Origin of the sequence: Empedobacter sp. GD03861 (assembly GCF_029840885.1) — a bacterium.
Lineage (GTDB): Bacteria > Bacteroidota > Bacteroidia > Flavobacteriales > Weeksellaceae > Empedobacter > Empedobacter falsenii_B.
Genome location: NZ_JAOCDJ010000013.1, coordinates 1 through 12,074 on the forward strand (window position 1 = coordinate 1; position 12,074 = coordinate 12,074).

General features: G+C 34.4%; 11 protein-coding genes. 7 read left to right on the forward strand and 4 right to left on the reverse strand.

Annotation, left to right across the window (positions count from 1 at the left end; genetic code table 11):
* Nucleotides 1-13 precede the first annotated feature (13 nt).
* A complete protein-coding gene (locus N5D03_RS08335; protein ID WP_038336908.1) occupies nt 14-337 on the reverse strand; it encodes a HopJ type III effector protein in 324 nt (107 codons plus the stop codon).
* 157 nt (nt 338-494) lie between these two features.
* On the opposite strand from N5D03_RS08335, the gene N5D03_RS08340 reads away from it, so the two are divergent.
* The gene (locus N5D03_RS08340; RefSeq protein ID WP_038336909.1) at nt 495-815 is read left to right on the forward strand and encodes a hypothetical protein; all 321 of its coding nucleotides are present in this window, start codon (nt 495-497) and stop codon (nt 813-815) included.
* A gap of 330 nt (nt 816-1,145) precedes the next feature.
* Here N5D03_RS08340 and N5D03_RS08345 read toward each other — a convergent pair whose 3' ends face one another.
* Entirely contained in the window at nt 1,146-1,634 is a 489-nt protein-coding gene (locus tag N5D03_RS08345) for an SPOR domain-containing protein (protein ID WP_114999471.1), read from the reverse strand.
* Between the two features lie 416 nt (nt 1,635-2,050).
* Here N5D03_RS08345 and N5D03_RS08350 point away from each other — a divergent pair, with 416 nt between their 5' ends.
* Genes N5D03_RS08350 through N5D03_RS08375 form a run of 6 tightly spaced genes read left to right on the forward strand, consistent with a single transcriptional unit; the run spans nt 2,051 to nt 10,677 of the window.
* Complete coding sequence (locus tag N5D03_RS08350) at nt 2,051-3,469, forward strand: c-type cytochrome (protein ID WP_038336916.1); 1,419 nt, start codon at nt 2,051-2,053, stop codon at nt 3,467-3,469.
* A 22-nt stretch (nt 3,470-3,491) separates the two neighbouring features.
* On the forward strand, nt 3,492-6,653 hold the full coding sequence (locus N5D03_RS08355) for a TAT-variant-translocated molybdopterin oxidoreductase (protein ID WP_280051364.1): 3,162 nt from the start codon (nt 3,492-3,494) through the stop codon (nt 6,651-6,653).
* A gap of 34 nt (nt 6,654-6,687) precedes the next feature.
* Nucleotides 6,688-8,091, forward strand: coding sequence for an NrfD/PsrC family molybdoenzyme membrane anchor subunit (gene nrfD / locus N5D03_RS08360; protein ID WP_038336919.1), 1,404 nt, complete (start codon nt 6,688-6,690; stop codon nt 8,089-8,091).
* Nucleotides 8,078-8,641, forward strand: coding sequence for a DUF3341 domain-containing protein (locus N5D03_RS08365; RefSeq protein WP_052217986.1), 564 nt, complete (start codon nt 8,078-8,080; stop codon nt 8,639-8,641). Before nrfD ends, N5D03_RS08365 begins: the two co-directional genes overlap by 14 nt.
* Entirely contained in the window at nt 8,641-9,321 is a 681-nt protein-coding gene (locus N5D03_RS08370) for a cytochrome c (protein WP_038336922.1), read from the forward strand. Before N5D03_RS08365 ends, N5D03_RS08370 begins: the two co-directional genes overlap by 1 nt.
* Before the next feature lie 18 nt (nt 9,322-9,339).
* On the forward strand, nt 9,340-10,677 hold the full coding sequence (locus N5D03_RS08375; protein WP_280051365.1) for a hypothetical protein: 1,338 nt from the start codon (nt 9,340-9,342) through the stop codon (nt 10,675-10,677).
* Nucleotides 10,678-10,756: 79 nt separating this feature from the next.
* Here the strand turns inward: N5D03_RS08375 and N5D03_RS08380 are convergent, their stop codons facing one another.
* Nucleotides 10,757-11,068 carry a hypothetical protein gene (locus tag N5D03_RS08380; RefSeq protein WP_114999479.1) on the reverse strand — a complete coding sequence of 104 codons (312 nt, stop codon included), beginning with the start codon at nt 11,066-11,068 and terminating at the stop codon, nt 10,757-10,759.
* Nucleotides 11,069-11,555: 487 nt separating this feature from the next.
* Complete coding sequence (locus N5D03_RS08385) at nt 11,556-12,047, reverse strand: septal ring lytic transglycosylase RlpA family protein (RefSeq protein ID WP_280049577.1); 492 nt, start codon at nt 12,045-12,047, stop codon at nt 11,556-11,558.
* Nucleotides 12,048-12,074: the final 27 nt, after the last annotated feature.

Genomic DNA, 12,074 nt, shown 5'->3' on the forward strand with positions numbered 1-12,074 from the left:
TTTTTTTTTGAGTTTATTTTTTTGTCAACACTTCGTTTTCAAATGTCACACCTTTCCATCCGTTTTGCATAAATTGACGAATATTATTGTGATCAGTTCCTTCTGGCGAATCTAATACAGCTTGATAATGTTCTGCAAATAATTTTAAGGTATCATCTTCAGAGAAATTATTCAATTTTGCAAAAGCAAAAACCTTCGCACTTCCTTGATTTTGATCCACAGCATTTTCCTGATTTCCATTTACAAAAGCAGAAGCTGTATAAAGATAATTTTCTTCAATATGCGCAATAACATCAGCAAAATTAGCTTCGTTTTGGTTTAATTTTTCTAAAATCATTGTATCTTTTTGTCAAAAATAAGAACTTATTTTGAATACAATAAGTCATTAAGTATGTTAATTTTTTTATGCACTTAAATACTTAACGAATGTTTAACAACTTTCTGTTTATTAATTGATTAGATTTATAAGTATTAACCAAGTAAAAGTAAATTTTATGTTTGAAAGAAGGCAATTTAATTATGAAACGTCAAGTGTTGCGTTACGTAAACTTGCTGAAAAAGGATATCAAGAAGATTTTAATTTATTAGAAAGTGATTTGATTGATCATCCGCACGATTTTAGAATTATTTACATCTATCGTTATGAAGGGAATTCGAGCCCCGAAGATGAATCGAGTGTTTATGGAATCGAGAAAATTTCGACTGGAGAAAAAGGTGTTTTAGTTGCAGGTAATTTAGGATTTGTACAAACTAATTTAGCATCGATTTTAATTCAGTTAGAAATAGAAGGAAGAGGAGTTATTCTCAAAAACTAAATTTTAACTTATGAATCGACTACTAAATATTACCATTAAAAAATAAAAAAGCGTTACCAAGATTATTGATAACGCTTTTTTTATGTTTTCGAATAAATTTTAAATCTGTAAAAGAAGTTAATCGTTTTCTATTTTTAGTAATTGTCTATATTCAGAAAAACGATGCTCGCGAATAGGTCGTATAAAAGGTTCTGTTTTGAAAAATAAAACTAAACATGGAGAAATATTTTTATATTTTTCTACAAATTCAAACGAAATTAATTCACCATTCTTTATTCGTTGTTTTATTTTGTTGTGATAAGGATACATTTTCCTTTTTATAAAATAATATTATTTTGCTTTTCTACATAAAACCTTGAACGGAATAGAAAATGCACTATTATATTTTGATTTCAAACGACGAATATCTCTCGAAGCAGATGCTCTTGTAAAATAATCTCCAACCAAAACACGATAATCTGGCGAGAAATAAGCAGTCTGAGCCGATAAATCTGGATAAGAATTTGAAAATTCATTTCTTACTTTTTCCGCATCTTTTCTATCTTTCGAATAATAAATCTGAATTTTGAAACCATTCACTTGTGGTGTGCCTGCGCAAGGATCATTAGATTGTATAACTGGTTTTTTCTCTGTCGGTTTCTTTACAGTAGTGGTATAACTACAAACAGCGTCTTCTTTTGCTTTTAATACATTATTTATTCTACTATCAATTTCCATATTCAATGTACCATTGTTGATAATTTGAACGGTATCAATTTTATCTTGAGCAAAAACGCAAGAAGAAAAAGTAATAAGGAATAAAAAGATAAATTTTTTCATAAGATGAAATTAATTTGTGCAAATATACTTTTTACAATTAAGTTATTAAATTTTATAGACTTTTATTTTCTTACAACGAATATTGTTCCAATTTTTTTTGTGAATACTAATTAATGATGATAAAACTATAAAATTGATTGGCTGATTATAATAAAAATAATAATGATTATTTTTTTAAATTATGTTAAATAGCAATTTTTCTTGTTCTAAATCTTTTCTATCAAATCAAATAGATAATATTTATACAGCGATATTTTTTAACAATTAATTTAGAAACGTTTTAAATTAAGCTCAATGACAAAGTTCAGTATGTAAACTTTATGATTTTATTAAGTATTGAAGCTATTTTTGCTGTTAGTTAAGTGTTCAAATAAAAACGAGTTAAAAGAAACAACGAACTGAGATTATTTAAGTAAATGAAGGCAAGATTTCTAAAAAGAATACGTTTATGGAGCTGCGCGATAATACTATCGACGTTCTCCCTAGCAAATGCCCAAGATGCAGGAAAAGGTTACGAATTATTCGAAGCCAACTGTACTGCATGTCACCAGATTGATGGTAAATTAATTGGGCCGGAATTACGTAATGTTGAGAAACGCGTACAAGAAGAAGCTGGACTTGGAAAAGAGTGGTTACACGCTTGGATTAAGGACAACAAAGCTTTGCGTGAATCAGGAGATGCGTATGCAAACAAAATTTATGCTGATTACAATAACACTGAAATGTTAGCTTTCCCTAACTTATCAGAAGGTGATATTGATAATATTTTAGCATATACAGCTGATCCTGATGCAGGAGTTAAGGCTTTTGAAGAAGCTAAAGCTGCGAAAAAGAAAGAAGCCGCTGCGAAAAAAGCTGCTGAGGCTGCACAAGGAGGTGGAGCTAATTCAGGAGTAATTGCAGTAGGTTTTGTTGTTTTAGCGGTATTATTATTGTGGATCTTGGTTCGCGTTAATGCATTAGTTAAAGCGACAGCTACAGAGGAATTAAATGCAGAAACTGAAAGAGTAGCTTTTTCTTTTGCTGAATTCTTTCAGAAATACCAAAAAGTTGGTGGTGTGTTAATCGCAGTATTAGCATTCTTTGCATTGTACAACGTGTATTGGGGATTAATGGGAATTGGTGTTGATAAAGGTTACGAGCCAGAACAACCAATTTATTTCTCTCACAAAGTTCACGCAGGTGTACAAGGTATCGACTGTCAGTACTGTCACAGTTCTGCTAAATACGGTAAAGTGTCTGGAATTCCTTCACCAAACGTATGTATGAACTGTCACAAAACAATCAAAGAATACAAAGGAGATTACTTCGAAGAAGAATTAATCACTTCTGGTAAATTCGCTGATGAGGAAGCAGTTAAGAATTTCTATACAGGAGAAATCCAAAAAATGTATAAAGCGATTGGATGGAATCCAGAAACGAACAAATACGATGGTCCACAAAAACCAATCGAATGGGTACGTATCCACAATATGCCAGATTTCGTATTCTTTAGCCACGCACAACACGTTGTAGCTGGAGAGAAAGCGATTAAGAAAGCGATTAAAGATGGAACTATTCCAAATGCTAAAGAATTGAACATTGGATCAGGAGACCAAGTTTGTTTTGCATGTCACGGACGTGTTGATGAAATGAACGAAGTGAAAATGGCGAATGATTTCACAATGGGATGGTGTATCGAGTGTCACAGAACTACTGAGGTAGATATGGACAACGAGTATAACAAAGAATATTACGCAGAACTACACGAAAAACTGAAAAAACAGTACGGTGACGCAACTAAGATTACAGTTGATGCTATCGGAGGTTTAGAGTGTGGTAAATGTCATTATTAATATAAAAAAGAGAGGAGTATAAATGGCTTCGAAGAAAAATTACTGGAAAAGTTTTGAGGAGTTAACTGACAATACATTAAATGAAAAGTTAACTACCAACGAATTTGCAGAAGAAATTCCTGTAGATAATTTCTTAGGGAATGATAACGCCATGGAGAATAGTCAAACTTCACGACGTGACTTTTTGAAGATTTTAGGGTTCAGTACAGCTGCTGTTACTTTAGCAGCCTGTGAAGCTCCAATCGTAAAATCTGTTCCTTATGTAGTGAAACCAGAAAACATTATGCCTGGTGTACCTACTTATTATGCATCTACAATTTTTGATGGATACGATTACGCGAACGTATTAGTACGTACAAGAGAAGGTCGTCCTATTAGAATTGATGCAAACAAAGGCGCAAAATATTATGGTTCTACAAATGCACGTGTTCAGGCATCTGTATTATCATTATACGATTCTGATAAAATAAAATCACCTTTAACAAACGCAGGTGAAAACTTCAAAGCAACATCTTGGAAAGAGCTTGATGCCCGTGTAACAAAAGCATTAGCATCAGTAGGAGGGAAAAAAGTAGTTATTTTAACTTCATCTTTACCTTCACCAACAACTAAAAAGTTGATTGCTGAGTTTGCAACAAAATATCCAACAACTCAACACGTTGTTTATGATGCAATTTCTTCTACGAATGCATTAGACGCAGCGCAAGAAGTTTATGGAAAAAGAGAATTGCCATTCTACGATCTTAAGAATGCTGAATTAGTTGTTTCTTTCAACGCAGATTTCTTAGGTGATTATAATGGTGGTGGAATGGAAGGTGATTATGGTATTGCTCGTAAACCAGGAGCAAAAATGATGCGTCACATCCAAGTAGAATCTGTTTTATCTTTAACAGGAGCAAATGCTGATACACGTTATCCATTAAAACCAACTGATACTGAAAAAGTATTGGCTGAAGTTTATAATAAATTAGCAGGTGGTTCAGCTTCATCTAAAGAAGCATTAGCTATTGCTGCTGAATTAACAGCAAAAGGTTCTAAAGCGGTTGTTATGGCTGATGGTTCGAAAGAAGCATACGCAATTGCATACGCAATTAACCAATTGTTAGGATCAGCTGCAGTTTCTGATAAAGCTGTTTTATTAAAAGAGTCTAACGACGCTGTATTTAATCAATTTGTTGCAGAAGCTAAAGCTGGACAAGTTGGAGTTTTATTAAACTTCCAAACAAATCCAATTTACAATGCTAAAAATGCAAAAGAAATTGAAGCAGCTTTCAAAAACATTGGACTTAAAGTTGGTTTAGTTGAAAAATTAGACGAAACTGCATCAGTAATGGACGTTATTGCTCCAGTTACTCACGGTTTAGAGTCTTGGAATGATTTCAACCCATTAACAGGTGTTTATTCATTACAACAACCAACAATTCCACGTGTATTTGATTCTCGTCAATTCCAAGATTCATTAATCGCATGGATGACAGGAGTAACTAAAGTAACAGAAGTAGAAGATCCAAATGATCCAATTATGGTGATGGCGGTTTCTGCAACTAGACAAAAAGTTTCTCCATATTACTTATATGTAAAACAAAACTGGGAATCAGCTATTTTACCAAAATTAGGTGTAGATTTCAACAAAGCATTATACAATGGTTATAATGAAGCGACTGAAACTTTTACATTTACTGCTAACACTGGTGTTGCTGCAGCTGCTGCTACAAAATTAGCTGCTGGTAAAGCGACAGAATGGGAGATTCAATTCTATTCTAAAGCTGGTTTAGGAGATGGTACACAAGCAAACAATCCTTGGTTACAAGAATTACCAGATCCAATTACACGTAACTCTTGGGATAACTATTTAACAGTTAATCCAAATGATGCGGAAAAATTAGGAATCAAAATTCAAGATAACTACAACGTTACAAACGGAAGAATGCAATTTGACGGTGAGTATGTAAACTTAACTGTTAATGGAGTAGTTTTAGAAAATGTTCCAGTATTCATCCAACCAGGTCAAGCAATCGGAACTGTAGGTTTAGCTTTCGGTTACGGTCGTACAAAAGCTGGTAAAGTTGCAAATAATGTAGGGGTTAACGCTTTCGCATTATACACTGGTAATGTAGGTGCATCTAACGTTAAGATCGAAAAATCTTCTCGTTCAGATAAACACGAATTTGCTAACATGCAACAACAACCAACATTGATGGGACGTTACGAAATCGCAAGAGAAGTTTCTTTAGCAGATTTCATCAACACAGATCGTCAAGAATGGAATCCAGTTGCGAAGATGCCAACATGGAGAGGAGATTCTCCAGTAGGTGAAGTAGATTTATGGGCTAGTTTTGATCGTTCTACAGGGCCTCACTTCAATTTAACAATTGATATGAACTCTTGTACAGGATGTGGAGCGTGTGTAATTGCTTGTCAAGCAGAAAACAACGTGCCAACTGTTGGTAAAGAGCAAATGCGTATGTCGAGAGATATGTATTGGTTAAGAATCGACCGTTACTACTCTGATGTAACTTATAACGATCCTAATGGACGTTTAACTCAGAAAGTAGCGTTAGAATTAGATCCAGATAACGAGCCACAACAATATACACGTTTAATTAAGCCAGAGGCTGAAAATCCAGATGTGATTTTCCAACCATTAATGTGTCAACACTGTAACCACGCTCCTTGTGAGACTGTGTGTCCAGTAGGTGCAACATCTCATGGTCGTCAAGGTCAAAACATGATGGCTTATAACCGTTGTGTTGGTACTCGTTATTGTGCAAATAACTGTCCTTATAAAGTACGTCGTTTCAACTGGTTTAACTGGGCGAACAATGATAAATACGACTTCCACATGAACAATGATTTAGGTCGTATGGTACTTAACCCAGATGTTGTTGTACGTACACGAGGAGTAATTGAGAAATGTTCATTCTGTATCCAACAAACTCAAGCTGCAATCTTAAAAGCTAAGAAAGAGAACAGAGTAGTTAAAGACGAAGAGTTTATGGCTGCTGCTGCTTGTGCTGCTGCTTGTGGAACAGGTGCGATGAAATTTGGTGATATCAATGATGATAAATCTGAAGTAAGAGCAGCATCGAAAGATAAACGTTCTTATGTTTTATTAGAAGAAATTGGTACAAAACCAAACGTTATCTATCAAGTAAAAGTTAGAAACAGAAAAGAACAAGCTTAATTAAATTAGTAAAGAATTAATAAGGTAAACAAATATGTCACATTACGAATCACAGGTAAGAGAACCCCTTATTTTAGGACATAAAACCTACCACGATATCACAGTAGACATTGCTCGTCCAATTGAGACGCCAGCAAGTAAATTGTGGTGGACATGTTTCAGTATAGCAATGGTTGCATTCATCTTTGGTGTTGGAGCAATTGCTTATACAGTAGGAACTGGTATTGGTGTATGGGGATTGAATAGAACGATTAACTGGGGTTGGGATATCACCAACTTCGTATGGTGGGTAGGTATCGGTCACGCTGGTACGTTAATCTCAGCCGTTTTATTATTATTCCGTCAAAAATGGAGAATGTCGGTTAACCGTTCTGCGGAAGCCATGACAATCTTCGCCGTTGTACAGGCAGCGTTATTCCCTGTAATTCACATGGGTCGTCCATGGTTAATGTACTGGGTATTCCCAATTCCTAACCAATTTGGATCTTTATGGCCTAACTTTAACTCACCATTATTATGGGACGTATTCGCGATTTCTACGTATTTCTCTGTATCAACAGTTTTCTGGTTGATGGGATTAATTCCTGACTTCGCTATGGTACGTGACCGTGCAACAAAACCATTCGCTAAGAAAATCTACGGAATCTTATCATTCGGATGGGGTGGTGGAGCAAAACACTGGCAACGTTTCGAAGAGTTATCTTTGGTATTAGCTGGTTTATGTACACCGTTAGTATTCTCGGTACACACGATTGTATCTTTTGACTTCGCAACGTCGGTAATCAAAGGATGGCACTCAACAGTATATCCTCCATATTTCGTTGCTGGAGCTATTTTCTCTGGTTTCGCGATGGTACAAACATTATTAAGTGTAATGCGTAAAGTTTTACACTACGAAGATTATATCACACGTAAACACATCGAGTACATGAACATTGTAATCGTTGTAACAGGTGGTATGGTTGCAGTAGCATACTTAACAGAGTTATGGATCGCTTGGTATTCAGGATCTCGTTACGAAGACTTTACATACTTCTCTCCAGGAGCAGCAACAGGACCTTATTGGTGGGCATTCTGGGCGTTAATTATCTGTAACGTTTTAGTACCAGGATTATTATGGATTCGTCCAATCAGAAGAAACTTCTTCTGGACATTCGTTATCTCTATCGTAGTTAACATCGGTATGTGGTTCGAGCGTTTTGATATTATCGTTATCAACTTATCTCGTGACTATTTACCATCGAGCTGGACAATGTTTATGCCTTCATGGGTAGACGTAGGTATCTTCTTAGGTACTATGGGATTCTTTTCTGTGTTATACTTATTGTACGCACGTACATTCCCAGTTATTTCACAATCTGAATTAAAAACTATTTTGAAATCATCAGGCGAAAGCTATAAAAAACATCATACTGAAGATGAGCATCACGAACACTAAAATCGTTTATGGTCTTTACGGAGACGATGATGATTTATTAAAAGCAGTAAAATCTATTCGTAAACAAGGTATTACGATAGATGAAGTATATACACCTTTCCCTGTACACGGTTTAGATAAAGCCTTAGGATTAAAGAAAACTCGTATTTCTGACCTTGCTTTCTTCTACGGTGCATTTGGTACAACGTTAGCATCTTTGATGACATGGTTTATTATGAACCATGACTGGGCTCAAGATATTGGAGGGAAACCATCTTTTTCTTGGGGTGAGAATATGCCAGCTTTCGTTCCTATTATGTTCGAGTTGACAGTATTCTGTGCAGCGCACTTTATGTCATTAACATACTTAGTGCGTAACAAAATGTACCCAGGTGCTAAAGCTAAAAACCCAGATCCACGTACAACAGATGATAAATTCTTAATCGAAATCAGAACAGCTGATGTTGAGAAAATCAAAAATGTATTTGTAGAAACTGGTGCTGAAGAAGTAACTGTAAAAGGTGATGTAGTCGTAGAACCAAGTGTTAACAATTTAGTACAAGAAGCATAATGAAAAAGATAGCATTACTTATAGGATTAGGAAGTATTATTATCACTTCTTGTTCTGATAAAAAACGTCACGCAAGTATCGTATATATGCCAGATATGTATTATCCTACGGCATATGATCCTTATGAAAAGGCAACTTTTGGTTACCCTCATGACGAAGAAAACTCTGAAGTTCCTGTATTAAGTAAAAATCATAATATGTCTGCATTAGAATCTGTAGAAGGTGCTGTTGCAAGAACAGATGGTGATATTTTACCATGGACTTTCAAAAACAATAACGCTGGTTATGCACAAGCAAAAGCAGTAACTGTTTCTCCTTTGAATGCGGCTAACAAAGCTGCAGACTTAGAAAGAGGTAAGTTATTGTTTGGACAAAATTGTGCAGTTTGTCACGGTGAAGCTGGTGATGGACAAGGTTCAATTGTAAAATCTAAAGCTTATTCAGGTGTTCCTAATTATAGCGAAAGAGATGTTACAGTAGGTTCTGTTTATCATGTAATTATGTACGGAAAAAATGCGATGGGTTCTTACGCATCTCAATTGACTCCTGCAGACCGTTGGAGAGTTGCTGAATATGTAATGAGTTTGAAAGGTGCTACTACAGCTCCCGCTGCTCCTGCTGGAGACGCTACTGCTGAAGCAAAACCTGCAACAGAAACTGAAACAGCAACTAATAAATAATAAAATAAGTTAATTATTATGCAATATACATTTTCCCCAAGATTAAAAAATGCATCACTTATCTTAGCTGTTATAGGTGTTGTACTTTACGGGATAGGATTTTTCTTACATCAACAAGATGTTGCTAATTCAACTGAATATATTAACGGTTTGATTGAAGCTCACCCAACTCAATTTTTTGGTGACTACATTTCAGATTCTTATGCATCTATGAACACAGATCATGCTGGACACATGGAGCATTTGACAAATTTATTGAAAAACAGACCTTGGGCTGCTTTCTATGTACCAGCTTATTTATCGTTTGGTATTGCGGCATCTGCTTTGTTTTTCTTATGTATTCAATTCGTAGCTAACGCTGGTTGGTCTATGGTAGTATCTCGTGTTATGGAGGCTATCGCGTCATTTTTACCAGTTGGTTCTGTACTTGTAGCTATCATCGTTTTAGGATCTTATTTTCATATGAATCACTTATTCCACTGGATGGATGCTGATTTAATAAATCCTGATAGCGAGAAGTATGATATCTACATGGCAAACAAAGCTCAACTTTGGTTAAGCCCTAACTTCTGGTTAGTACGTTGTGTTATTTACTTAGTAGTATTATCTTTAATGTTACCAGTAATTAAAAACGCAACACGCAAATTAGATGAGACAAACGGAGACTTAAAAGTGTACGCTCAATTGTACAAAAAATCAGTAATTTACTTAGTGATTTTCGCAATTTGTTCTGCAGCATTTGCTTGGGATTTCGTGATGTCTTTAGATCCACACTGGTTCTCTTCATTATTTATGTGGTACGGAATGGTTTCATACTTAGTTTCTGCGGTTTCTATTATGGCAATTATTTCTATCTACTTAAAAAGAAAGAACGCTTTACCATTATTTAATGATAACCACTTACATGATTTAACAAAATACATGTTCGGTTTCTCATTATTATGGTCTTACTTATGGTTCTGTCAATTCATGTTACAATGGTACGCAAACATTCCTGAGGAAGCTCAATACTTCCAACAACGTATGGCGCAATACCCATTATATTTCTGGATGTTGATCATTAACTTAGTAGCCCCATTCTTGATTTTAATTTCATCAAGCATGAAACGTCGTTACCAAATCGTTTTCGCGATGGGATTTGTTATCATTTTTGGACACTACTGGGATTTCTACAACCAAATTATGCCAGCAGCTGTTGGACCATTCCACAACTTTGGTTTAATGGAAATTGGAGCATTAGTTGGAATCGGTGGATTATTTACATTCGTAGTTATGAATGCAGTTTCTAAATTAAACTTAGAAGCAAAAGGTCACCCTTACTTCCACGAATCAAAAATTTATGAATATCCTTTCTAATTAGAAAGATGTTATAAAATCTAAAAAGCTCGATGCATTTGCATCGAGCTTTTTTATTTGATTAATAATTGTAATATTCTTATTCTTGAATTGTTCTACGTTTTATTTCCAAATCAACCAAGAAATGATCGACATCGTCATCTGTTGATAAATTTCCAACCACGTAAACACCTTTATCTCCGTTTTGATTATTGATTATACCATAAACAGAAGATTCGTCATCAGGATCAGACATTCCTTCGTAACGATAAATGCATACGATATCAAAGATTTCAGGGGCTTGTTTTAATTGATTTTTTTCGATATTATAGTCAATAGTAAAACCATTTTCTTTTAGTTCGTCTAAAGCTTCGTTCGTTGTTTTGTAGCGGTATTGGATTTTTTCTTTCATAATTTTAATAGTTTAATTATTGATTCTCAAATACTATTCCAATCAGTATATTCATTAAAATATTGTAAAGTCTTTTTTGGTAAGGTTATTGTCTTATCTCAAAATGAATATAATGAATATGATTATGAAACTAACAGTATTAAAAAAAATCAACTTGATTGCGTTTTTTGCCCTCGCTGCTTTATTTTTGGTATCGTGTGATGGTTCTCAACTATATATGGATTAGAGCATCAGCATAAACACAAAAAGAAGTATAAGAAATATCCGAAGTACGAAGTAAGATATGATGACCATCGTAGCTTACCACCAGGTCAACACAAAAAAGTACACGGTTATAAATCTGCAAAACGATATGCACCAGGTCAACAAAAGAAAAATAATGGGAATTATTATAAAAAGAAAGGGCATCATAAACATCATAATGATTAAAAAAGAAAAGGATTGAACATTGTTCAATCCTTTTCTTTTTTAATATCTAAAAATTGTTTTACTCTACAACTTCCATTTCTACGTTTAATGTTCCCGAATTAATAGAACCTATAGAAGTAAACGCTGCTTTACTCAAATCCAATAAACGAGATTTTGTATGTGGTCCTCTATCGTTTATTTTTACAACAACAGATTTTCCGTTATTTGTATTGGTTACTTTGACTTTTGTACCGAATGGTAAAGTTTTGTGGGCTGCAGTTAAGTTATTTTTGTTATATAACTCGCCACTAGAAGTTTTTTTACCGTGAAATTTATCAGCATACCATGATACAATTCCACTTACTTTTTTTCCAGCTTTTTCAACAATTTCCGAAATCGCAGTGTTATCTGTTTTATTAAAATCTGAAAATTTATTGATTATATTAAGTTTCAAATTTTTAGTTATAGTAACTGGTAACGGATTTTCTATTGAAAAGTTTGATTTTCCTTTAGCTTGAGCCATTGGGATAATCATCAGCATTACTAATAATGTTAAAATATTCTTTGTCATTCTTTAGTTCTTTCTGAATCTTTATCT

What these genes read in the sequence shown, in the direction of transcription:
- N5D03_RS08335 (WP_038336908.1), bottom strand. Translation starts at nt 337, where the DNA reads ATGATTTTAGAAAAATTAAACCAAAACGAAGCTAATTTTGCTGATGTT.
- N5D03_RS08340 (WP_038336909.1), top strand. Translation starts at nt 495, where the DNA reads ATGTTTGAAAGAAGGCAATTTAATTATGAAACGTCAAGTGTTGCGTTA.
- N5D03_RS08380 (WP_114999479.1), bottom strand. Translation starts at nt 11,068, where the DNA reads ATGAAAGAAAAAATCCAATACCGCTACAAAACAACGAACGAAGCTTTA.
- N5D03_RS08355 (WP_280051364.1), top strand. Translation starts at nt 3,492, where the DNA reads ATGGCTTCGAAGAAAAATTACTGGAAAAGTTTTGAGGAGTTAACTGAC.
- N5D03_RS08350 (WP_038336916.1), top strand. Translation starts at nt 2,051, where the DNA reads ATGAAGGCAAGATTTCTAAAAAGAATACGTTTATGGAGCTGCGCGATA.
- N5D03_RS08375 (WP_280051365.1), top strand. Translation starts at nt 9,340, where the DNA reads ATGCAATATACATTTTCCCCAAGATTAAAAAATGCATCACTTATCTTA.
- nrfD (WP_038336919.1), top strand. Translation starts at nt 6,688, where the DNA reads ATGTCACATTACGAATCACAGGTAAGAGAACCCCTTATTTTAGGACAT.
- N5D03_RS08385 (WP_280049577.1), bottom strand. Translation starts at nt 12,047, where the DNA reads ATGACAAAGAATATTTTAACATTATTAGTAATGCTGATGATTATCCCA.
- N5D03_RS08345 (WP_114999471.1), bottom strand. Translation starts at nt 1,634, where the DNA reads ATGAAAAAATTTATCTTTTTATTCCTTATTACTTTTTCTTCTTGCGTT.
- N5D03_RS08370 (WP_038336922.1), top strand. Translation starts at nt 8,641, where the DNA reads ATGAAAAAGATAGCATTACTTATAGGATTAGGAAGTATTATTATCACT.